The 22,865-nt window shown below is 65.8% G+C and carries 20 protein-coding genes; 13 read left to right on the top strand and 7 right to left on the bottom strand.

The features are described 5' to 3' along the window. Positions 1-9 precede the first annotated feature (9 nt). Positions 10-411 carry an acyl-CoA thioesterase gene (locus tag IAE34_RS05585; protein WP_200137865.1) on the top strand — a complete coding sequence of 134 codons (402 nt, stop codon included), beginning with the start codon at positions 10-12 and terminating at the stop codon, positions 409-411. A 33-nt stretch (positions 412-444) separates the two neighbouring features. Here the strand turns inward: IAE34_RS05585 and IAE34_RS05580 are convergent, their stop codons facing one another. Then, on the bottom strand, positions 445-1,680 hold the full coding sequence (locus tag IAE34_RS05580; protein WP_200137864.1) for a cation:proton antiporter: 1,236 nt from the start codon (positions 1,678-1,680) through the stop codon (positions 445-447). Between the two features lie 333 nt (positions 1,681-2,013). On the opposite strand from IAE34_RS05580, the gene IAE34_RS05575 reads away from it, so the two are divergent. Beyond that, positions 2,014-2,400: an MAPEG family protein gene (locus IAE34_RS05575; protein ID WP_200137863.1), complete on the top strand. Its 387-nt coding sequence runs from the start codon at positions 2,014-2,016 to the stop codon at positions 2,398-2,400. 48 nt (positions 2,401-2,448) lie between these two features. Here IAE34_RS05575 and mltA read toward each other — a convergent pair whose 3' ends face one another. After that, the gene (gene mltA, locus IAE34_RS05570; protein WP_200137862.1) at positions 2,449-3,606 is read right to left on the bottom strand and encodes a murein transglycosylase A; all 1,158 of its coding nucleotides are present in this window, start codon (positions 3,604-3,606) and stop codon (positions 2,449-2,451) included. Between the two features lie 119 nt (positions 3,607-3,725). Between mltA and IAE34_RS05565 the strand changes: the two genes are divergently transcribed. Beyond that, positions 3,726-4,172: a c-type cytochrome gene (locus IAE34_RS05565; RefSeq protein ID WP_200137954.1), complete on the top strand. Its 447-nt coding sequence runs from the start codon at positions 3,726-3,728 to the stop codon at positions 4,170-4,172. 24 nt (positions 4,173-4,196) lie between these two features. Here the strand turns inward: IAE34_RS05565 and IAE34_RS05560 are convergent, their stop codons facing one another. From IAE34_RS05560 to IAE34_RS05550, 3 genes are all read right to left on the bottom strand, one after another. Then, positions 4,197-4,592 (bottom strand): DUF1090 domain-containing protein, encoded by a 396-nt coding sequence (locus IAE34_RS05560; RefSeq protein WP_200137861.1) that lies wholly within the window; start codon positions 4,590-4,592, stop codon positions 4,197-4,199. A 196-nt stretch (positions 4,593-4,788) separates the two neighbouring features. Beyond that, positions 4,789-5,979 carry a methionine adenosyltransferase gene (gene metK / locus IAE34_RS05555; RefSeq protein ID WP_200137860.1) on the bottom strand — a complete coding sequence of 397 codons (1,191 nt, stop codon included), beginning with the start codon at positions 5,977-5,979 and terminating at the stop codon, positions 4,789-4,791. Between the two features lie 12 nt (positions 5,980-5,991). Further along, positions 5,992-6,990 carry a metalloregulator ArsR/SmtB family transcription factor gene (locus IAE34_RS05550; RefSeq protein ID WP_200137859.1) on the bottom strand — a complete coding sequence of 333 codons (999 nt, stop codon included), beginning with the start codon at positions 6,988-6,990 and terminating at the stop codon, positions 5,992-5,994. A 246-nt stretch (positions 6,991-7,236) separates the two neighbouring features. Here IAE34_RS05550 and tkt point away from each other — a divergent pair, with 246 nt between their 5' ends. The 8 genes from tkt to IAE34_RS05510 all read left to right on the top strand — a co-directional run bounded on the left by tkt (position 7,237) and on the right by IAE34_RS05510 (position 16,873). Then, the gene (gene tkt / locus IAE34_RS05545; RefSeq protein ID WP_200137858.1) at positions 7,237-9,234 is read left to right on the top strand and encodes a transketolase; all 1,998 of its coding nucleotides are present in this window, start codon (positions 7,237-7,239) and stop codon (positions 9,232-9,234) included. A 153-nt stretch (positions 9,235-9,387) separates the two neighbouring features. Beyond that, complete coding sequence (epd, locus tag IAE34_RS05540) at positions 9,388-10,464, top strand: erythrose-4-phosphate dehydrogenase (RefSeq protein WP_200137857.1); 1,077 nt, start codon at positions 9,388-9,390, stop codon at positions 10,462-10,464. After that, positions 10,461-11,624, top strand: a complete 1,164-nt coding sequence (locus tag IAE34_RS05535) for a phosphoglycerate kinase (RefSeq protein WP_200137856.1) — start codon at positions 10,461-10,463, stop codon at positions 11,622-11,624. Before epd ends, IAE34_RS05535 begins: the two co-directional genes overlap by 4 nt. A gap of 32 nt (positions 11,625-11,656) precedes the next feature. Next, positions 11,657-11,875 carry a hypothetical protein gene (locus tag IAE34_RS05530; RefSeq protein ID WP_200137855.1) on the top strand — a complete coding sequence of 73 codons (219 nt, stop codon included), beginning with the start codon at positions 11,657-11,659 and terminating at the stop codon, positions 11,873-11,875. A 140-nt stretch (positions 11,876-12,015) separates the two neighbouring features. After that, positions 12,016-12,342, top strand: coding sequence for an MliC family protein (locus tag IAE34_RS05525; protein WP_200137854.1), 327 nt, complete (start codon positions 12,016-12,018; stop codon positions 12,340-12,342). 99 nt (positions 12,343-12,441) lie between these two features. Further along, positions 12,442-13,506 carry a class II fructose-bisphosphate aldolase gene (gene fba, locus IAE34_RS05520; RefSeq protein ID WP_200137853.1) on the top strand — a complete coding sequence of 355 codons (1,065 nt, stop codon included), beginning with the start codon at positions 12,442-12,444 and terminating at the stop codon, positions 13,504-13,506. 181 nt (positions 13,507-13,687) lie between these two features. Next, positions 13,688-14,971, top strand: a complete 1,284-nt coding sequence (locus IAE34_RS05515) for a GGDEF domain-containing protein (protein ID WP_200137852.1) — start codon at positions 13,688-13,690, stop codon at positions 14,969-14,971. A gap of 123 nt (positions 14,972-15,094) precedes the next feature. Next, positions 15,095-16,873: an acyl-CoA dehydrogenase C-terminal domain-containing protein gene (locus IAE34_RS05510; RefSeq protein ID WP_200137851.1), complete on the top strand. Its 1,779-nt coding sequence runs from the start codon at positions 15,095-15,097 to the stop codon at positions 16,871-16,873. A gap of 293 nt (positions 16,874-17,166) precedes the next feature. Here IAE34_RS05510 and IAE34_RS05505 read toward each other — a convergent pair whose 3' ends face one another. After that, complete coding sequence (locus IAE34_RS05505) at positions 17,167-18,069, bottom strand: LysR family transcriptional regulator (protein ID WP_200137850.1); 903 nt, start codon at positions 18,067-18,069, stop codon at positions 17,167-17,169. Between the two features lie 208 nt (positions 18,070-18,277). On the opposite strand from IAE34_RS05505, the gene IAE34_RS05500 reads away from it, so the two are divergent. Next, complete coding sequence (locus IAE34_RS05500; RefSeq protein WP_200137849.1) at positions 18,278-19,498, top strand: aminotransferase class III-fold pyridoxal phosphate-dependent enzyme; 1,221 nt, start codon at positions 18,278-18,280, stop codon at positions 19,496-19,498. A gap of 287 nt (positions 19,499-19,785) precedes the next feature. Continuing rightward, entirely contained in the window at positions 19,786-21,900 is a 2,115-nt protein-coding gene (locus tag IAE34_RS05495) for a putative bifunctional diguanylate cyclase/phosphodiesterase (protein ID WP_200137848.1), read from the top strand. An 8-nt stretch (positions 21,901-21,908) separates the two neighbouring features. Here IAE34_RS05495 and IAE34_RS05490 read toward each other — a convergent pair whose 3' ends face one another. Then, entirely contained in the window at positions 21,909-22,853 is a 945-nt protein-coding gene (locus IAE34_RS05490) for a carbohydrate kinase family protein (protein WP_200137847.1), read from the bottom strand. Positions 22,854-22,865: the final 12 nt, after the last annotated feature.

Below are 22,865 nucleotides of genomic sequence, written 5' to 3'. Positions count from 1 at the left end.
GGAGTAGTGATGAACTTTCATACACGCAAATGGGTTAAGCCCGAGGATCTCAACGCCAACGGCACCCTCTTCGGCGGCAGCCTGCTGCGCTGGATCGATGAGGAGGCGGCGATCTACGCCATCGTCCAGCTGGGCAACCAGCGAGTGGTGACCAAGTACATTTCCGAGATCAACTTCGTCAGCGCTTCGCGCCAGGGCGAGATCATCGAGCTGGGCATCACCGCGACCGAGTTCGGGCGCACCTCCATCACCCTCAAGTGCGAAGTGCGCAACAAGATCACCCGCAAGAGCGTGCTCACCGTGGACCGCATCGTGTTCGTCAACCTCGGCGAGGACGGGCTGCCCGCGCCCCATGGACAGACCCGGATCAAGTACATCGCCGATCAGTTCCCGGACTCCGCCGAGGAGTGAGGCCCAGGGGCTGTGACGCCAGCCCCGCTCGCGTCACGGCTGGGCGCTGACCCGACGCACCACCTTGCCGACGGTCAGGCCCTGCACCAGGATCGACGACAGCACCACGATGTAGGTGATCGACAGCAGCAGGTCGCGCTCCTCGCCCATCGGCAGCGACAACGCCAGGGCCACTGAAACGCCACCGCGCAGTCCGCCCCAGGTCAGCACCCGCACGGTACCGCGCGGCACCTCGCGCCAGCGGCGCAGCAGCAGGATGGCCGGCGCCACCGTCAGCAGGCGCGAGGCGAGCACCGCGATCGCCAGGACGCTGCCCGCCGCCAGGTGCAGCCAGTTGAAGGGCAGCAGCAACAGCTCCAGGCCGATCAGGGCGAACAGCAGGGCGTTGAGCATGTCGTCGATCAGCTCCCAGAAGCCGTCCATGTAGCGGCGGGTCATGTCGTTCATCGCCAGGTTGCGCCCCAGGTTGCCGATGATCAGGCCGGCGACCACCATGGCGATGGGAGCCGAGACGTGCAGCTCGTAGCACATGGCCGAGCCGCCGATCACCAGTGCCAGGGTCAGCATGACCTCAACCTGGTACTGCTCGATGCCCTTGATCATGCGATAGGTGGCGTACCCGATCAGGCCGCCGAACAGCACGCCGCCCAGGGCTTCGCGAGCGAACAGCAGGGCTGTGTCCGACAGGCTCGGGGTTTCGCCCAGCTCGATGATGCCCAGCAGCACGGTGAACACCACCACGGCGGTGCCATCGTTGAACAGCGACTCGCCGACGATGGTGGTCTTCAGGGGCTTCGGTGCATTGGCGGTACGCAACGCGCCCAGGACCGCGATGGGGTCGGTGGGCGAGATCAGGGCGCCGAACAGCAGGCAATAGATCAGCGGCACCTGCCAGCCGAACATCGCGAACACCCAGTGCGCCAGGTAGCCGATCACGAAGGTGGCGATCAGCACACCGAGCGTGGCCAGCAGGCCGATCGGCCAGCGGTAGCTGCGCAGGTCGCCCAGGTTGACGTGCAGGGCGCCGGCGAACAGCAGGAACGACAGCATCCAGTGCATCAGCAGGTCGTTGAAGTCGATCTGGTTCATCAGACCTTCGACCCGTTCTTCCAGGCCCGGGAAGCCGATCAGGCTCAGGCCCTGGAGGATCAGCGAGAACAGCAGGGCGGTGACCATCACGCCGATCGCCGGCGGCAGGCCGATGAAGCGGTAGTTCACATAGGTGAGGAGGGTGGTGAGGCAGATGAACGCGGCAACTAATTCAAGCATCCTGAGTCCTGTGGCGATGGCTTCCAAATCGTACCCGAAGGGTTCGTGCAGTTCTTTGATGGCCTGAAACTGCGATCGGGACACACCTTATGACCAGAATTCTCGGCGTCGTTCATCTCCAGGGCGAATCGGCCTGCTCTCGACGCCCAGGTCACGCCTGGCCCGGGCGCGGCCGACGATCAGGCACATCCAGCGGCACTGACCCAGGCTCGCGGCAGAGGCGCGGCGGCTGCAAGAAACCTTTGCCCGGCGCGAGACTCCTAGCTTGCGGGCAGGTCCCGGCAGGCATGCCGGCGATCACGCTCTGATCGTCAATCCTCGAGGAGCCTGAGCATGACCGTCGCCTTATGGTGCATCCTGATCGCCCTGTTTCTGCCGCCGCTGTGCGCCCTGATCGCCAAACTCGCCAGTGGCCGCTTCGGCATGGGCGCCAACCGCGACCCGCGCGCCTTCCTCGACACTCTCTCGGGCCTGCCGCGGCGTGCCCACGCGGCGCAGCAGAATGGCTACGAAGCCTTCCCGGCGTTCGCGGCCGCGGTGCTGGTGGCCGATCTGGTGGGCAACGCCGAGCAGGTGACCCAGGACGTGCTGGCGGTGATGTACATCACCAGTCGGCTGCTGTACATCATCTGCTACCTGGCCGATTGGGCCGCGATGCGCTCGCTGGTGTGGTTCATCGGGCTGGCGTTGATCGTGTCGTTCTTCGTGGTGTCGGTGTGACGCCTGCTCGTCCAGGCCGCGGGTGACCCGCAGCCTGGACCAGCGGATTCACGGCACCTTGGGCACTTCAGGCAAGGCCGCGCCCTTGGGCCACAGCATCCAGACCTGCCCCTGCTGCTTCATGTTGCCGGCCAATTCGCCAGCCTCTGCGCCGGTGCCCCAGAACAGGTCCGCACGCACTTCTCCGGTGATGGCGCCGCCAGTGTCCTGGGCGCCCACCGGGCGCACCACCGGCGTGCCGTCCGGCCGCGTGGTGGACAGCCAGAGCAGGCTGCCGAGCGGGATGACCTTGCGGTCGATGGCCACGCTGTAGCCGGCGGTCAGTGGCACGTTGAGCGAACCCCGTGGCCCCTCGGTGCTGTCGGGTCCTGCGGCGAAGAACACATAGCTGGGATTGCTCGCCAGCAGTTCGGGCACCCGCTGCGGGTTGGCCTCGGCCCAGGCGTGGATGCTGCCCATGGTCACGTCTTCTGTCTTCAGCTGACCCTGCTCCACCAGCCAGCGGCCGATCGGTCGGTACGGGTGGCCGTTCTGGTCGGCATAGCCCAAGCGCAGTTGTCGGCCGTCCTGCAGTTGCACGCGCCCCGAACCCTGGATCTGCAGGAACTGCAAGTCCATGGGATCGGTCAGCCAGGCCAGTACCGGCGCCTTGGCGCCGTCTCGGTAGATGGTCTCGGCCGTGTCGTAGGGCTTGAGCACCCGGCCCTCGACCCGACCGCGCAGGCGCTTGCCCTTGAGTTCGGGATAGACGCTGGCCAGGTCGACCACGACCATGTCCTCGGGCGGGCCGTAGACCGGCACCGTGGCCTTGTCGGTGCGCGTCAGGCTGCCGGGGTACACCGGCTCGTAGTAGCCGGTGATCAGGCCGTTGGCGTCGTTCTGCGCCGAACGCAGACCGTAGGCCTGCAGGTTCTGCTGGAGAAACGCACGCACCTGGGTCGGATCGGCCGGCACCGTGGCCGCACCCTGGCAGGTCGCCGCCCATACCGGATCGCGGACGAGCTTCTGGCAACCCGTGCGCCAGGCCTGGAAGCCGGCCAGCAGATCCGCGTCGCTGACGCTGGGCAGGTCCTTCCAGTCGACACTATTGTAGGTGGCGATGGCATGGGGCTGGGGTGGGGTTTTTTCGCTGTCGCCGCCGTTGCAGCCGACCAGCACGGCCAGGGCGGGCAATGCCCAGGCGAGAGGGCGCAGAACAGACTTCATGAATACGATCCTGTGGGGGACGAAGACAGGTTTTCGTCCTTGTGATTTGTGTGGCTATTGGTCTTTTGCGCTGCGCCAGCGATACTGCGCGCCCGACTCCCTTGGCCGATGTCACCATGATGTGCAAGCGATTGACCGCAGTGCTGCTCGCCACCCTCGCACTCTGTGCCTGCGAGCGCGTCGACCCGAACTCGCCCCTGGCGCAGCGCAAGGCGATCTTCAAGGACATGCTGCGCACCAGCGAAGACCTGGGCGGCATGCTGCGCGGCCGCCTGCCTTTTCAGGCGAGTGGCTTCAAGGACGGCGCGGCGCGTCTGGACGCCCTGGCCCATCAGCCTTGGGCGCATTTCCCGAAGGTGCGCGATGGCGGTGACAGCAGCGCGCGGCCGGAAGTGTGGGCGCGTCAGGCGCAGTTCGAGGCGCTGGCCCGCGACCTGGAACGCGCCACCGGTGAACTGGTGCAGGTCACGGCGGCCTCGCCGCTGGACAAGGGGGCGCTCAAGCCGCCCATGGACCGTGTCGAAGCGGCGTGCCAGGCCTGTCATGCGCAATTTCGTACGCACTGAGCCGCGATCTTCCGAGTGCGGTGATCAGCGCTCGAGCTCGTCCACCGCTTCCTGAAGTTCCTTCTTGGACTCGGCGAGCTTCTCCTTGCGCTTGTTGATCTTCTCCGAATCGCCTTTCTTCATGGCCTTGTCCAGGTCCTTGGTGCGCTGGGCGACTTCGTGGCGGGCGTCCAGCACCTTCTGCTCGCGCTCCTTGCGCAGGCCGCTGTCGGTGCAATTGGCGGTGACTTCAGCCAGAGCCTTTTCCAGGCCGGCGGCCTGGTCGGCGTTGCGATGGGCGCGCGCTTCGTTCAACTGGTTCTCGATGGCGCTGCGCTTGGCGGCGCAGCCGGTCAGGCCGGCGTCGGGCTCGGCGGCCTGGAGAGGGCCGGTGGCCAGGCCGAGGGCGGCCAGCAGAACGAGCGTGGATACTGATTTCATGAACTGGAGCCTCTTTTCAGGGCGGGGTGACAAAAAAAGAAATCCTGCCCGGATTTTGCCCGTTTGGAAACCGCACGGGCGGTATTCACGCAAAGATGCAGAAAGCGCCTACGTGATTTGTGGTTCAGCTGACTTGTCGGAACATAAAAAAGCCCCTGCCGATCGCTCGGCAGGGGCCGGTTCACGGCAGGCGAGTTTACAGGCCGGCAGCGTCGCGCAGGGCGGCGGCGCGGTCGGTGCGCTCCCAGGTGAAGGTGGTGAAGGTGTCGTCGCCCACGGTCTTGCGCTGCGGCTCGCGGCCGAAGTGGCCGTAGGCGGCGGTTTCCTGGTACATCGGGTGGAGCAGGTCGAGCATCTTGGTGATGGCGTACGGGCGCAGGTCGAAGCACTCGCGCACCAGTTGCACGATCTTCTCATCGGAAACCTTGCCGGTGCCGAAGGTGTTGATCGAAATGGAGGTCGGCTGGGCCACGCCGATGGCGTAGGACACCTGGATCTCGCAGCGCTCGGCCAGGCCCGCGGCGACGATGTTCTTGGCCACGTAGCGACCGGCGTAGGCCGCGGAACGGTCGACCTTGGACGGGTCCTTGCCGGAGAACGCGCCGCCACCATGACGGGCCATGCCGCCGTAGGAGTCGACGATGATCTTGCGACCGGTCAGGCCGCAGTCGCCCACCGGGCCGCCGATGATGAAGTTGCCGGTGGGGTTGATGTGGAACTGGGTGCCCTTGTGCAGCAGTTCGGCCGGCAGGGTGTGCTTGACGATCAGCTCCATCACCGCTTCCTGCAGGTCTTTCTGGGAGACCTCCGGGTTGTGCTGGGTCGACAGCACCACCGCGTCGATGCCCACCACCTTGCCGTTCTCGTAGCGGCAGGTCACCTGCGACTTGGCATCCGGGCGCAGCCAGGGCAGCAGCCTGGACTTGCGCGCTTCGGCCTGGCGCTCGACCAGGCGATGGGAGAAGCAGATCGGCGCCGGCATGAGCACGTCGGTCTCGTTGCTGGCGTAGCCGAACATCAGGCCCTGGTCGCCGGCGCCCTGGTCTTCGGGCTTGGAGCGGTCGACGCCCTGGGCGATGTCCACCGACTGCTTGCCGATGATGTTCATCACCGCGCAGGTGGCCCCGTCGAAGCCGACGTCGGAGCTGTTGTAGCCGATGTCGATGATGACCTTGCGCACCAGCTCTTCCAGGTCGACCCAGGCCGAGGTGGTGACTTCGCCGGCGATGATCGCCACGCCGGTCTTGACCAACGTCTCACAGGCCACGCGGGCGTACTTGTCCTGGGCGATGATCGCGTCCAGGACCGCATCGGAGATCTGGTCGGCGATCTTGTCCGGATGCCCTTCGGACACGGACTCGGAGGTGAAAAGGGAGTATTCGCTCATCTCGAAGGGTTCCTAGAATGTACCGATGTGAATGTCGCCAGCGGCCCGCTGGAAATGCCGGACCTGGATCTGGAAACCGTTACGCAAGCCTACGTAGAGGCTGTCGCCAGGGGTGAGCCCGGCGGACGCGGCCCAGCGGGCCAGATCGTCCTGTTCGAAGCCCAGCCAGAGGTCGCCGCAAGCCTGGCGGGCCCAGCCCTGGTCATGGCTGCACAGCTCGGTGATCAGCAGGCTGCCACCGGCCTTTACCCGCCCGGCCAGCAGGCGCAAGGCCTCGGCCGGTTCGCTGAAGTGATGCAGGACCATGTTCAGCACCACGCAGTCGGCCTGCGGCTGGGCGCTGTCCAGAGCGTCTGCCAGTTGCAGGTCGACGTTGTCCAGGGCTTCGCGCTCGCAGACCTGGCGGGCCAGTTCGAGCATGGTCGGGCTGTTGTCCAGCGCCGTGACGTGGTTGAAGCGGCGCGCCAGGTCGGGAAGAAAACCGCCGTCACCAGGGCCGACTTCCAGTGCGCAGGCTTGGGCACCGAAGTGCAGTTTGTCCAGCAGCGCCAGGAGGCTTTCGCGGTATTGCGGCAAGCCGGCGATCAGGTCCTGCTGGGCGCGGAATTTCTCCTCCACGCGCAGGAAGAAATCCTGGCTGGTGGCCGCACGACGCTGCTGCACCTGGGCGATGCGCGCCTGCACGTCGTGGCTCAGCGCAAGGCCGTCGACTTCCTCGAGCAGCGCCGAATGCAGGCGTCCGCCCTGACGCTGGCTGTCCGGCAGGGCGCGGCGATAGAAGATCGCGTTGCCTTCGCGGCGCGTGGCCACCAGCTCGGCCTGGGCCAGCACCTTCAGATGATGGCTCATGCCCGACTGGCCGATGTCGAAGATCTGCGCCAGTTCGAGCACGCCGAACGAATCGCTGGCCAGCGCGCGCAGCACGTTCAGGCGCAGCGGGTCACCACCGGCCTTGCACAGGGCGGTGAGCTGTTCGCTGCGATGAGGGGCGGCGGGCGCTTGAAGGTTCATGGGGCGGGAGTCTAGTCAGGCCAACCCGAGCTCGCAAGTGCAATATCAAAAAGTTTTGATATTGAGATGTGCTTCAGAACGACCGGCCCCGGGCGCCAGGCCAGGCGACAGGCGGTAATGCAGGGTGGGGGTTTGCCACCCTACACATGCCGCTCGAAGCTCGAAATGTTTGCCCCTGGCCGCGCAGTGGGGGAAAATGGCCGTCTTTTTCGTGACACCACCTCTTCAAGCCTCAGGAGACCAGCGATGCCCAGCCGTCGTGATCGTGCCAACGCCATTCGTGCCCTCAGCATGGATGCCGTGCAAAAGGCCAACAGCGGCCATCCCGGTGCCCCCATGGGCATGGCGGATATCGCCGAAGTGCTTTGGCGCGACTTTCTCAAGCACAACCCGAGCAACCCGGGCTTCGCCGACCGTGACCGCTTCGTGCTGTCCAACGGTCACGGCTCGATGCTGATCTACTCGCTGCTGCACCTGACCGGCTACGACCTGTCGATCGACGATCTCAAAGGCTTCCGCCAGTTGCACAGCCGCACCCCGGGTCACCCCGAACACGGCTACACCCCGGGCGTGGAGACCACCACCGGCCCGCTCGGCCAGGGCATCGCCAACGCCGTGGGCTTCGCCCTGGCGGAAAAGATCATGGCCGCCCAGTTCAACCGCGAAGGTCACGCCATCGTCGATCACCATACCTATGTGTTCATGGGTGATGGCTGCATGATGGAAGGCATTTCCCATGAAGTGGCTTCCCTGGCCGGCACCCTGGGCCTGAACAAGCTGATCGCCTTCTACGACGACAACGGTATTTCCATCGATGGCGAAGTCCATGGCTGGTTCACCGACAACACCCCGGCACGCTTCGAAGCCTACAACTGGCAGGTGATCCGCAACGTCAACGGTCACGACGCCGAAGAGATCAAGACCGCCATCGAGACCGCGCGCAAAAGCGACCGTCCGACGCTGATCTGCTGCAAGACCATCATCGGCTTCGGCTCGCCGAACAAGCAAGGCAAGGAAGACAGCCACGGCGCGCCACTGGGCACCGATGAAATCGCCCTGGCCCGCAAGCAGCTGAACTGGAATCACGGCCCGTTCGAGATTCCTGCGGACATCTATGCCGAGTGGGATGCCAAGCAGGCCGGTGCCCAGGCCGAAGCCGAGTGGAACCAGCGCTTCGACGCCTACGCCAAGGCCTTCCCGGAGCTGGCCGCCGAATTCCAGCGCCGCACCGCCGGCGAGCTGCCAGCCGACTTCGCCGAGAAAGCCCAGCAGTACATCGAGGACGTGGCCGCCAAGGGTGAAACCATCGCCAGCCGCAAGGCTAGCCAGAATACCCTCAACGCCTTCGGCCCGCTGCTGCCTGAACTGCTCGGTGGCTCGGCCGACCTGGCCGGCTCCAACCTCACCCTGTGGAAGGGCTGCAAGGGCGTGGATGCCGTCGATGCCAGCGGCAACTACCTGTTCTACGGCGTGCGCGAGTTCGGCATGACCGCCATCATGAACGGCCTGACCCTGCACGGCGGCCTGCTGCCCTATGGCGCGACCTTCCTGATGTTCATGGAATATGCGCGCAACGCGGTGCGCATGTCGGCGCTGATGAAGCAGCGCGTGGTGCACGTCTATACCCACGACTCCATCGGTCTGGGCGAGGACGGTCCGACCCACCAGCCGATCGAGCAACTGACCAGCCTGCGCACCACGCCGAACCTGGACACCTGGCGTCCGGGCGACGCGGTCGAGTCGGCGGTGGCCTGGAAAGCCGCGCTGGAGCGCAAGGACGGGCCATCGGCACTGATCTTCTCGCGTCAGAACCTGCAGCACCAGCCGCGCAGCGCCCAGCAGATCGCCGACATCGCCCGTGGTGGCTACGTGCTCAAGGACTGCGCCGGCGAGCCGGAACTGATCCTGATCGCCACGGGTTCGGAAGTGGGCCTGGCCGTACAGGCCTTCGACGCGCTCAGCGCGCAGGGTCGCCAGGTGCGCGTGGTGTCCATGCCGAGCACCAGCGTGTTCGATGCCCAGGACGCCGCCTACAAGCAGTCGGTACTGCCGCTGGAAGTGGGGGCGCGTATCGCCATCGAAGCGGCCCATGCCGACTTCTGGTACAAGTACGTCGGCCTCGAAGGTCGTGTCATCGGCATGACCACCTACGGCGAATCGGCCCCTGCCGCTGCGCTGTTCGAGGAGTTCGGCTTCACCCTGGAGAACATCCTGGGCACCGCCGAGGAACTGCTGGAAGACTGATCCCTGCCGGGCGAAGCGAGGGCGATGCCCTCGTTTCGCGACACAAGGCCGCTTCCACAAGGCACTGCTCGCTCCGTGCCCTGTGGAAGCGGCCTTGTGTCGCGATGGGCTGCGTCGCGGCTCCGATGGCCATCATGCGTTAGCGAGTCGCGAATGACCCAAGCTCGTCCCTACAAGGTTGCACTCAACGGTTACGGCCGCATCGGCCGCTGCGTCCTGCGCGCGCTGGTCGAGCGTGGGGCGAATGCCGGCTTCGAGATCGTCGCGCTGAACGACCTGGCCGACCAGGCCAGCCTGGAATACCTGACCCGCTTCGACTCGACCCACGGTCGCTTTCCGGGCGAGGTCAGGGTCGAGGGTGACTGCCTGCACATCAATGGCGACTGCGTGAAGGTGCTGCGCAGCGCCACCCCCGAGGGCATCGACTGGACCGCCCTGGACGTGGACCTGGTGCTCGAATGCTCCGGTGCCTGGCACACCCGTGCCGACGGCATGCGCTTCATCGAGTCCGGCGCACCCCGCGTGCTGTTTTCCCAGCCCATGGCCAGCGAGGCGGATGTCGACGCCACGGTGGTGTATGGCATCAACCAGCACGGCCTGACCGGCCAGGAGCGGTTGGTCTCCAACGCCTCGTGCACCACCAACTGCGGGGTGCCGTTGCTGCGCGTGCTGGACCAGGCGTTCGGCATCGAGTACGTGCAGATCACCACCATCCATTCGGCGATGAACGACCAGCCGGTGATCGACGCCTACCACCATGAGGACCTGCGCCGTACGCGCTCGGCCTTCCAGTCGGTGATCCCGGTGTCCACGGGCCTGGCCCGCGGCATCGAGCGCCTGCTGCCGGAACTTGCCGGGCGAATCCAGGCCAAAGCGGTACGCGTGCCGACCGTCAACGTGTCGTGCCTGGACATCACCCTGCAGACCGCGCGCGACACCGATGCCGCCGAGGTCAACCGGGTGCTGCGCGACGCCGCGCTGGACGGCCCGCTCAAGGGCCTGCTGGCCTATACCGAGCTGCCCCATGCCAGTTGCGATTTCAACCACGATCCGCATTCGGCCATCGTCGATGCCAGCCAGACCCGAGTCAGCGGCCCGCGCCTGGTGAACCTGCTGGCCTGGTTCGACAACGAATGGGGCTTCGCCAACCGTATGCTCGACGTCGCGGAACACTACCTGCACGTCGTCCACAAAACCGCCGTAAACAGCCCTGAAGGACTGCATTCATGACCGTGTTGAAGATGACCGACCTCGACCTGCAAGGTCAGCGCGTATTGATCCGCGAAGACCTCAACGTCCCCGTGAAGGACGGCGTGGTCACCAGCGATGCGCGCATCCTGGCCGCGCTGCCGACCCTCAAGCTGGCCCTGGAGAAGGGCGCGGCCGTGATGGTCTGCTCGCACCTGGGGCGTCCGAGCGAAGGTGAGTTCTCCCAGGAGAACAGCCTCAAGCCGGTGGCCGACTACCTGAGCAAGGCCCTGGGCCGCGACGTGCCGCTGGTGGCGGACTACCTCGACGGTGTCGAGGTGAAGGCCGGTGACCTGGTGCTGTTCGAGAACGTGCGCTTCAACAAGGGCGAGAAGAAGAACGCCGACGAGCTGGCGCAGAACTATGCCGCCCTGTGCGACGTCTTCGTGATGGACGCCTTCGGCACCGCCCACCGCGCCGAAGGTTCCACCCACGGCGTGGCCAAGTTCGCCAAGGTCGCGGCGGCCGGCCCGCTGCTGGCCGCCGAGCTGGACGCCCTGGGCAAGGCGCTGAAGGCGCCGGCCAAGCCGATGGCGGCGATCGTCGCCGGCTCCAAGGTGTCCACCAAGCTCGACGTGCTCAACAGCCTGTCCGGCGTCTGCGACCAGTTGATCGTCGGCGGCGGCATCGCCAACACCTTCCTCGCCGCCGCCGGTCACCCGGTCGGCAAGTCGCTGTACGAGCCGGACCTGGTGGACACCGCCAAGGCCATCGCCGCCAAGGTGAGCGTGCCGCTGCCGGTGGACGTGGTGGTCGCCAAGCAGTTCGCCGAGAGCGCCGAGGCCACCGTCAAGGCCATCGCCGACGTGGCGGCCGACGACATGATCCTGGACATCGGCCCGCAGACCGCGGCGCAGTTCGCCGAGCTGCTGAAGTCGTCGAAGACCATTCTGTGGAACGGCCCGGTCGGGGTGTTCGAGTTCGACCAGTTCGGCAACGGCACCCAGGTGCTGGCCAAGGCTATCGCCGACAGCGCGGCGTTCTCCATCGCCGGCGGCGGCGACACCTTGGCGGCCATCGACAAATACGGCGTCGGCGACCAGATCTCCTACATTTCCACCGGTGGCGGCGCGTTCCTCGAGTTCGTCGAGGGCAAGGTGCTGCCTGCCGTGGCGGTGCTCGAAGAGCGGGCCAAGGGCTGATCGGCATGGCGTCCGGCAAAGGGAGCGACCTGATGGTCAAGCAATTGCCTGTGATGATCCTGGCCGCGCTGCTGGGCGCCTGTTCGAGCGATCGGCCGGCGGACAGCCAGCCGACCGACGTGCCCAAGGGCGGCTGCTACCAGTCCCAGTGGCAGGCCGAGACGGTTCCGGTGATCAACAAGCGCCTGGGGCCGGATGGTCTGGAAAAGTACGATGACGAGCACCAGCGCCAGGCGCCCGGCTGCCCCTGATCGGGTAGCGGGCAACGGATGGGCCGTTTTGTGGTCTTGAACAATGGGTCGGTGGTGAGGCGTTCGCGAGCGAACCCGCTCCTGCGGGGGATGGGCCTGGCGACGATGGCCTCACCACGGGACCGAACCGAGGATACGCGATGAAAGCGTTGATGGCCGCACTGGCCCTGGCGTCACTGGCCGGTTGCTCGCTGCTGCAACCGTCTTCCGCTCCGGCGGACAACTGGACGCGCTGGGTCTGCGACAGTCAGGCCGAGGTGCTGTGGCGCTATGCCGACGCCTCGCGGCAGACGGTGGACGTGCGCCTGGGTGGCGCCGAGCAGGTCTATCGGCTCAAGAGCGAGCCGGGTGCCTCGGGTGCGTTGTACAGCGATGGCGTGCTCGCCTTCCATATCAAGGGCGACGAAGGCCTGGCGTACTGGGAAGCGACCAACGATCTGATTGGGCGGGGCTGCAAGGCGCCGTGATTGGCCGGTCCGCCACGGCGGTCCACACTACTTGAACAGCAACCGCCCCTGCGGCAGGCTTGCACGAAACAACGACGCTTGTCGGGAGAGAGATACACAATGGCACTCATTAGCATGCGCCAGATGCTGGACCACGCCGCCGAGTTCGGCTATGGCGTCCCAGCTTTCAACGTCAACAACCTCGAGCAGATGCGCGCCATCATGGAAGCGGCCGACAAGACCGACTCTCCGGTCATCGTCCAGGCTTCCGCCGGTGCCCGCAAATACGCCGGTGCCCCCTTCCTGCGTCACCTGATCCTGGCGGCCATCGAAGAATTCCCGCACATTCCGGTGTGCATGCACCAGGACCACGGTACCAGCCCCGACGTCTGCCAGCGCTCCATCCAGCTGGGTTTCAGCTCGGTGATGATGGACGGCTCGCTGCGCGAAGATGGCAAGACCCCGTCGGACTACGAGTACAACGTGCGCGTGACCCAGCAGACCGTGGCATTCGCCCACGCCTGTGGCGTGTCGGTCGAAGGCGAACTGGGTTGCCTGGGTAGCCTGGAAACCGGTCAGGCCGGTGAAGAAGATGGCGTCGGCGCCGAGGGCATCCTGGACCACAGCCAGATGCTGACCGACCCGGAAGAGGCCGCCGACTTCGTCAAGAAGACCCAGGTCGACGCTCTGGCCATCGCCATCGGCACCAGCCACGGCGCCTACAAGTTCACCAAGCCGCCGACCGGCGACATCCTGGCGATCGACCGCATCAAGGCGATTCACCAGCGCATCCCGGACACCCACCTGGTGATGCACGGCTCTTCGTCGGTACCCCAGGACTGGCTGGCGATCATCAACGAGTTCGGTGGTGACATCAAGGAGACCTACGGCGTGCCGGTCGAAGAGATCGTCGAAGGCATCAAGCACGGCGTACGCAAGGTCAACATCGACACCGACCTGCGCTTGGCGTCCACCGGTGCGATTCGTCGCTTCCTGGAGCAGAACAAGTCCGAGTTCGATCCTCGCAAGTACTTCGCCAAGACCGTCGAAGCCATGCGCGACATCTGCATCGCCCGCTATGAAGCCTTCGGCACCGCTGGCAACGCCTCGAAGATCAAGCCGGTCTCCCTGGACGCCATGTTCCTGCGCTACGCCAAGGGCGAGCTGGCCGCCAAGGTCATCTGATCCCTCCGGCCAGTGCCAAGAAAACCCGCAGCGATGCGGGTTTTTTCGTTTCTGCAGCCGTGGATTGGGCACCCTGGCCGTGACCGCAAACGATCTTTGCCAATACATTCATCTATTCATACGAGCGGCCGATGAATTAAGGCACAATGCTATTATTGATCTTCCGGGTCGGAGATTACCCGTGTTCCGTCTATCTGCAGTCCGCCCGAGTCACTTTCTGCCCTCGACACTGTTGCTGCTGGCCGGCCTGGCCGCGGCCTATGTCAGGGACCTGAGCGTGTTCTTCACGTCTCTGTTCAATGTACTGCCCACGCTGGTTCTGCTGCTGGGCGGGGCCTATTGCGCGGTATATCGGCGTCAGCGCGAGCTGTTCCTGATGGTGACGGTGTACATCGCCTACTTCCTGCTCGACACCCAGACCGACTACTACCGCGACCATGGCCAGGTGCGCGAGGACGCTGCGGTGGTGTTCCACCTGGTGTGCCTGCTGCTGCCGGGCCTGTTCGGCCTGTTCGGCGCCTGGCAGGAGCGCACTCACCTGGCCCAGGACCTGCTCGCCCGGGTCGCCGTTCTGGTGGCGGTGGGTGGGGTGGCGCTGGCCCTGGAGCAGAGCTATCCACAGGCGCTGCTGAACTGGCTGGCGGAGATCCGCTGGCCGTCCCTGCATGGCCACTGGATGAGCCTGATCCAGCTGGCCTACCCGCTGTTCTTCGGCGTGTTCGTGCTGCTGGTGGTGCAGTACCTGCGCCAGCCACGGCCGTTGCATGCCGCCCAGGTCGTCGGCTTGATCGGCCTGTTCTGGATGCTGCCGCAGACTTTCATCCTGCCGTTCACCCTGAACATCATGTGCAGCCAGGTCATGCTGATGATCGCCGCTGCCGTGTCCCACGAGGCCTACCAGATGGCGTTTCGCGACGAACTGACCGGCCTGCCGGGTCGCCGTGCGTTGAACGAGCGCATGCAGAGGCTGGGACGCAATTATGTGATCGCCATGACCGACGTGGATCATTTCAAGAAATTCAACGACACCCATGGCCATGACGTCGGCGACCAGGTGCTGCGTCTGGTCGCCAGTCGCCTGTCGAAAGTGACCGGTGGTGGGCGGGCGTATCGCTACGGCGGCGAGGAATTCGCCCTGGTCTTCGCCGGACAGACCGTCGAGGAGTGCCTGCCGCACCTGGAGGCGGTTCGCGAGATGATCGCCAACTACGCCATCCAGTTGCGCGACCCCAACAGCCGACCGCAGAACGACAGCGCCGGTCGTCAGCGCCGCGCGGGAGCTGCGGGCAGCACGGTGTCGGTGACCATCAGCATCGGCGTTGCCGAGCGCCTGGCCGAGCACCGTAATCCCGACGAAGTGCTCAAGGCGGCTGACCAGGCGCTCTACAGCGCCAAGGCGGCGGGGCGCAACTGCGTGATGCAGGCCGGGCAGACCCTGCGCCGGGGCGCCGTGCGCACGGCGTGACCATAGCTGACTATTCGGTCGCTTGATGACCCTATGTCTCGTAAAAGTTGTTCGGTTACACTGGTTTCATTCCAGCACGCGGCCCCTGGCGGGTCGCCCCGACTCTGCTAGCGAGAGGTTGTCATGGCCGACTATAAAGCGCCCCTGCGCGATATGCGCTTCGTACTCAATGAAGTCTTCAAGGTTGCCGATCTCTGGACTCAGTTGCCGGGCCTGGCGGAGCTGGTCGATGCCGATACCGCCATGGCCGTGCTGGAAGAGGCGGGCAAGGTCACCAGTAAAAGCATCGCGCCCCTGAGCCGCGCAGCCGATGAAGAAGGCTGTCACTGGCAGGACGGCGCGGTGCGTACGCCCGCGGGATTCATCGAGGCGTACCAGACCTATGCCGAGGGTGGCTGGGTCGGGGTCGGCGGAGACCCGCTGTTCGGTGGCATGGGCATGCCCAAGGCCGTGTCGGCCCAGGTCGAGGAGATGGTCAATGCCGCCAGCCTGTCGTTCGGCCTCTACCCGATGCTCACCGCCGGTGCCTGCCTGTCGATCAACGCCCACGCCAGCGAAGCGCTGAAGGAAAAGTACCTGCCGAACATGTACGCCGGTGTCTGGGCCGGCTCCATGTGCCTGACCGAACCTCACGCCGGCACCGACCTGGGCATCATCCGCACGCGCGCCGAGCCCCAGGCCGACGGCAGCTACAAGGTCAGCGGCACGAAGATCTTCATCACCGGGGGCGAGCACGACCTGACCGAGAACATCATCCACCTGGTGCTGGCCAAGTTGCCCGACGCCCCGCCCGGCCCCAAGGGCATTTCGCTGTTCCTGGTGCCCAAGTTCCTGGTGAACGACGATGGCAGCCTTGGCGCGCGCAACCCGGCTCATTGCGGCTCCATCGAGCACAAGATGGGCATCCAGGCTTCGGCCACCTGCGTGATGAACTTCGACGAGGCGGTGGGTTACATCGTCGGCGAGCCGAACAAGGGCCTGGCCGCGATGTTCACCATGATGAACTACGAGCGCCTGGGGGTTGGTATCCAGGGGCTGGCCTCGGCCGAGCGCTCCTACCAGAACGCGGTGGAGTACGCCCGCGACCGCCTGCAAAGCCGCGCGCCAACCGGTGCCCAGGCCAAGGACAAGGTCGCCGACCCGATCATCGTCCATCCGGACGTGCGCCGCATGCTGCTGACCATGAAGGCCCTGATCGAAGGCGGCCGGGCGTTTTCTACCTATGTCGCCCTGCAACTGGACAGCGCCAAGTTCAGCGAGGACGCGGCCGCTCGCCAGCGCAGCGAGGAACTGGTCGCCCTGCTCACGCCGGTGGCCAAGGCCTTCCTCACCGACCTGGGGCTGGAATGCACCGTGCATGGCCAGCAGGTGTTCGGTGGTCATGGCTACATCCGTGAGTGGGGGCAGGAGCAGCTGGTGCGCGACGTGCGCATCACCCAGATCTACGAAGGCACCAATGGCATCCAGGCCCTGGACCTGATGGGCCGCAAGGTCGTGGCCAGCGGCGGGGCCTACTACCGGCTGTTCGCCGAGGAGATCCGCCAGTTCATCGCCTCGGCTGGCGCGGGCCTGGGAGAGTTCACTCGCCCGCTCGGTCTCGCCCTCGATCAACTGGACGGCCTGACGGAATGGGTTCTAAAGCAAGCCAGGAATAATCCGAACGAGATTGGCGCTGCATCTGTCGAATATCTACATGCCTTCGGCTATGTGGCCTACGGCTACATGTGGGCGCGGATGGCGCAAGCCGCTCAGGCTGGAGAGGGCGACGAGGCGTTCTACGGCGCCAAGCTGGGTACCGCCCGTTTCTACTTCGCCCGTCTGCTGCCACGGCTCGATTCGCTGGTGGCGTCGGTCAAGGCGGGTAGCGAGTCGTTGTACCTGCTGGATGCTGAACAGTTCTGACAGTCGCAAGGCCAAGGACGGCCGAATCCGACGTTCGAATAACCTCATCTGTGTAAGCTTTTTCCTACGCTGCGTAGTGACTTTTCGCCTCTTTCCTAAGATTGGATCCAGGAGTAATCTTTCTCACATGGACGCAGCGCAGGAAGCGCAAAGGACAGAACAGGGACACACGAGGATTTCCCGCCAGGATGGTGGGACGATAGGGATGTCAGGGAAACAGTCTGGATAACCCCGCTTCGGCGGGGTTTCCTTCGTCTGGGCCCCGCCAATCCAGCGTGTCGCTCGATGGCCGCCTACACCGCACCGAGCCGGGCGTCGGTCTCCTCCTCCAGCAGGGTCCGCAGCAACTCCACCGAGGCCTGCTGACGCTGCGCATCGCGAAATACCAGCCCTACCTTCAGCGGTATCCGAGGCTCGCTCAAGGGCTTCCACAACAGCCCCTGGTCGTCTTGCGCCGCCTCCTTGGCGCGTCCCGGCAGGATGGTCGCCAGCGCAGTGTTGGCCAGGCTGTCGAGAATGCCCCCCATGTTGTTCATTTCCGCCTGCACCTGCGGCCGACGCCCCAGGTTGGCCAGTTGCGCCTGCCAGATCCTGCGCAGCTGGAACTCCTCGCCAAGCATCAGCAGCGGTAGCTCGGCGGCCTGTCGGATCGAGACTTTCTTGAAGTCCTTCAGGGCATGGGTGTTGGGGATGACCAGTTGCAACTCATCTTCGTACAACAAGTGCCCGTGCAGACCGGGTTGCCGGGGTGGCAGGTAACTGATGCCGATGTCCAGGGTACCGTGGAGCAAGCGCCGCTCGATCTCCAGGCCCGACAACTCGTAGATCTGCACCATCAGGTGCGGCTGCGCCCGTCGCAGTTTCTCCAGCAAGCGCGGCACCAGGCTCGGCCGCACGGTCTGCAGCACGCCGATGGCCAGGGTGCGCAAGGACTGGCCCTTGAAACCCTCCATGGCTTGCTGCGCCCGCTGCAACCCATCGAGCAGGGGCAGGGCGTGGTTGTACAGGGTGTGGGCGGCCAGGGTGGGCAGCAGGCGCTTGTTGCTGCGTTCGAACAGGCTCAGTTCCAGGCTGCGTTCGAGCTGGCGAATCTGCTGCGACAGGGCGGGTTGCGACAGCGACAGGCGCTCGGCGGCGCGGCCCACGTGGCCTTCTTCATAGACTGCGACGAAATAGCGCAGTTGGCGAAAATCCATAAGTTTCACTTATCGAAAAAGCGGTTAAATCGAAATGGCCCGAACGCGTCGAGGCGCCTAGTCTAGCGCCGTCTCTCGTCAGCTTTAAGCGCAGCCAGCGGATTTTCCCGGGTTGGGCGAGGACCCTCATTGATAGGCAGAGCAGAACATCGACCCACGGCCGAGACCGGGGCGCCCTGCCAGCGTGCGTGATAGCCGTGGAGCCACCATGAACCTGTTCAAGCAGCGCCGTGCAGCGCTTGCCGTCGTCGATTCCGCCCATGCCCAGTCACCTGACAGGGTCTGCGCGCCGCCCGAGCGTTCGCCGCAGGTGTTCACCCATGGCCAGGGCTCCTGGCTGTGGGACGACCAGGGCCATGCCTACCTGGACTTCTGTCAGGCCGGTGGCAGCAATACGCTGGGGCACAGCCCGCAGGTGCTGGCCAGGGCGCTGGGCGAGCAGGCTCAGGCGCTGATCAGCTCGGGCGGTGGGATGGCCGCCGACGCCTCATGGGCCTACGGCGAGCGGCTGCGCCAGGCCACCGACAGCGACCAGGTGCATCTGCTCGACAGCGCTGCCGAGGCCTGCCAGGGGGCGATCGGCCTGGCCCGCCAGTGGGGCCGACTGCACCGCGGCGGCGCTCGCCACATCATCGTGGTCGGCCAGGCGTTCGCGGGGCACTTGCCGCATCTGTGCCGCGACGGTGGGGCGGATGTGAGTCAGGTGCCGTTCAACGATCTGCCGGCGCTGCACGCCGAGGTGGATTCGCGCACCGTCGCGATTCTGCTCGAACCCCTACAGGCCAGTTCGACCGCGACCCCGGCCACCCGCGACTATTTCCACGGCGTGCACACGCTGTGCCGCGAACTGGGCATCCTGTTCATCCTCGACGAATTGCACAGCGGCGCTGGCCGCTGCGGTGCCTTGCTGGCCGAGCAGCTCTATGGCGTGCGCGCCGACATCGTCACCCTCGGCAAGGGGCTGGGCGGCGGCGTGGCGCTGGCCGCGTTGCTGACCCGCGCAACGGCCTGTTGCAACGAGGCGCCGCGGCCGCTGGCCGGCCACGCCGGTCACGCGCTGAGCAGCGCCGCAGGGCTGGCGGTGCTCGACACCCTGCTGGCGCCCGGTTTCCTCGCCCAGGTGCAGGACAGCGCCCGATACCTGCGAGAAGGCTTGAACCGCCAGGCACGGCGTCATGCCCTGGGCGAGGTCGACGGCCTGGGGCTGCTGTGCGCGCTGCGCCTGCGTGAGCCTCAGGCTGACGCCCTGGTGGCGGCCGCGCGCGACGAAGGCCTGCTGATCGAGGCGCTGCAACCCGACAGCGTGCGCCTGTCGCCCGCCCTGGACGTGAGCCGCGCGGCCATCGACGACATGCTCAAGCGCCTGCTGCGCGCGTTTGCCCGACTGCGCCACAGCCACACCCGGGCGCTGAGCCAAGCCAGCGGCTGATACCGAATCCTGCACCGAACCGTCTGGCGTACATGCGCATCGCCCCGGACCAGCTTCATTGGGTTCGGGGCGTTTTTTTAGGCGTGCCGCCATGCCCTCAAGCGGATGTGCGAAGCCTGACGACCCCCTCGAAACGCCCGTTTTCCGGGTCCTGAGGGCCTGAATCGGTGAGAGGGGCTCATTTATTTCGTTGATAGCGAACTGATTGCATTGCTTCGCCTGAACTCCAGTCTAGAGTAGACATCGGATCCAGATACAAGACGACATCGTTCGCGAAGAGAAGTGGCATGGATGGAGCTCGAGACGCGGCACCGCAAAGCAGCTCCGTGCTGCTGGTGGTCGATGACTACCCGGAAAACCTGATCAGCATGCGGGCCTTGCTGGCCCGCCCCGATCGGCAAGTGATCACCGCGAGCTCAGGCAGGGAAGCCCTGAGCGCGCTGCTCGAACATGACGTGGACCTGGTCCTGCTGGACGTGCAGATGCCGGAAATGGACGGCTTCGAGGTCGCCCGGCTGATGCGCGGCAGCCAGCGCACACGGCTGACGCCGATCATCTTCCTCACCGCCAACGAGCAGTCCCAGGCCGCCGTGCTCAAGGGCTATGCCAGCGGGGCGGTGGACTACCTGTTCAAGCCCCTGGACCCGCATATCCTCAAACCCAAGGTCCAGGCCCTGCTGGAGCAGCAACACCATCAGCGTGCGTTGCAGCACCTGAGCCTGGAGCTGGAGCGGGCGCGGGCATTCAATGCCTCGATCCTGGAAAACGCCGCCGAAGGCATCCTGGTGGTGGACGCGTGCGGCAACATCGGCTTCGCCAACCCGGCCATTTCGAGCCTGTTGCAGGTCTCGACGGACACGCTGCGCGGGGCGCACGTGCTGGACCTCATCCAGTTGCCCAGTGCCGCCCTGTGGCGCGAATCGGCGTTCTACCACGCCTACCTGGGCCGGGAAATCTTTCGCGTTCACGACGCCCAGCTGCGTACCCCGCAGGGCGCGCTGGTTCCGGTGGCGCTGTCCTGTGCGCCGCTGCCGGTGGAGCAGCAGGCCATGGTGGTGACGGTGCTGGACATGTCGGTGGTGCGCAGCCTGCATGAGCAACTCGAGCACCAGGCGGTGACCGATCCACTGACCGGCCTGCTCAATCGCCGCGGCTTCTACCAGACCGCCGAAGGCGTGCTGCTGCGCAACGATCGCCCGGACAAGGTGCAGGCCCTGATGTACATGGATCTGGATGGCTTCAAGCGGATCAACGACTCCATGGGCCACCAGGCCGGGGATCAGGTGTTGCGTTGGGTCGGCGAGCAACTCAGGGATTGCCTGGGCGGCCAGGCGCTGCTCGGACGCATGGGTGGCGACGAGTTCACCGCGCTGATCGACGGCCTGCCTTACCCGGAACAGGCCGCCCGCCACGCGGAGGTGTTGATCGAGCGGATGTCCAGCTGTCCGCAGGTGGACGGCCAGGACGTGTGCCTGGGGATCAGCATCGGCATCGCGACGTATCCGGACTGCGGCGCCACCGTCGAAGGCCTGCTGCGCGCGGGCGACACCGCCATGTACGCGGCCAAGCGCGCCGGCCGCCACCAGTATCGCTTCTACGACCAGGAGCTCAATGGCCGCGCGCGCTCGCGGCTGATGCTCGAGGACAGCGTGCGCACGGCCATCGATCATCAGGATTTCACCTTGGTGTATCAACCCCAGGTGGGTTTCGCCGACGGTCACCTGCGCGGTTTCGAGGCCCTGCTGCGCTGGCAGCATCCCAGCGTCGGCGATGTGCCGCCGGGGCTGTTCATTCCGTTGCTCGAGGAAGCTCGCCTGATCCATCGCCTGGCCAGCTGGATCTACCTCAAGGGCGCGGCCCAGCGCCAGGCCTGGCAGCCGGTGTTCGCCGAGGACATGGTGCTGGGCATCAGCCTCAGCCGGGCACAGTTCACCCAGCCGAACCTGGTCGATGAGCTGCGTCGGGCCATCGACGAGCACCAGTTGCAGCCGGCGCAGCTGGAGGTGGAGGTGGCGGAGACCTCACTGATGTACGACATCGACGCGGCGGTCAAGCAGGTCAAGCGCCTGCGCGAGCTGGGCGTGCGGGTGGCCCTGGACGATTTCGGTGCCGGCGACTGCTCGCTGCGCATGCTGCGCGACCTGCCCATCGACACCCTCAAGCTCGATCGCCATCTGGTGGCCCGCCTGCCGGATTCGGCGGTCGATGCCGCGTTGGCGCGCAGTGTCATCGCGCTGTGCATCGCCTACGGCATCACCGTCATCGCCGAGGGCGTGGAAACCTCGGCGCAGGCGCAGTGGCTGCGCGACAACGGCTGCGGCTATGTGCAGGGTTTCCTGGTGGCAAGGCCGATGACCGCTGTGGATGTCCTGGCCTTCGTCGAGGAGCACGCCTGGAAATGACGGCGTGCTCACGCCGGGGCGATCAGGTCCCTGGCGTGCGGCAGGTCCGGGCCTTGCCGTGAACAGGTGATGGCCGCAGCGCGGATGGCATGGGCGAGCAGGCCATCGATCGCCTCACGGTCGAGTGCGGCCAGGCCCTGCGGGCTGACCGCGCCCAGCCTGGCGAGGCCGCCGAGAAGGGCGGCCTGGAAGGTATCGCCGGCGCCCACGGTATCGCGCAGGGGCAGCGAGGTATCCGCCGGCCGATGCCAGGTGCCGTGGGCGCTGTGGACGCTGGCACCCCGTGCCCCATGGGTGAGGAACACCAGCCGGCAGCGCGGACCCAGCCAGCCCCGGGCCACCTCGGCAGGATCACGGCCAGGGTAGAGCAGGGCGACGTCCTCCTCGCTGGCCTTGATCAGGTGCGCATGGGCGGCGAAGGCCTCGATCTGCCGGCGCCACAGGGCGATGTCTGGCGCCGGATCGAGCCGCACGTTCGGGTCCAGGCTGATCAGGCGCCGCTCGCACTCGCGCTGCACCAGCGCCAGCAGGGTGTCGGCCACCGGTTGCACCACCAGGGTGTAGGAGCCTACATGCACGCCGCGCACCGGGTCTTCCAGTGTCGGCAGATCGCCGAGGCGAACCTGACGGTCGGCGCAGCCCTCGCCGCGGAACTGGTAGCGGGCCGAGCCGTCGGCGTCCAGCGCCACCATGGCCAGGGTGGTCGGGGCGTCATTGCTGACCACATGCTGGCAGTCGACCTGTTCTTCCTCCAGGACCTGGCGTAACCGAGCGCCGAGAAAGTCTCTGGACAGGCCGCCAAAGAAGGCCGACTCCACACCCAGGCGACGCAGCCCGACCGCGACGTTGAACGGCGATCCCCCGGCGATCGCCTTGAAGCCCAGTTCGCTGCTGCGGGGGTTGTCGCGCTGGCTGAACACGTCGAACAAGGCTTCGCCACAGACCAGATACATGGGTTTCTCCAA

The sequence above is a fragment of the Pseudomonas sp. S30 genome, assembly GCF_016518545.1.
In the GTDB taxonomy this organism is placed as follows: Bacteria; Pseudomonadota; Gammaproteobacteria; order Pseudomonadales; family Pseudomonadaceae; genus Aquipseudomonas.
This window is presented reverse-complemented; position numbering and strand designations above follow the sequence as displayed.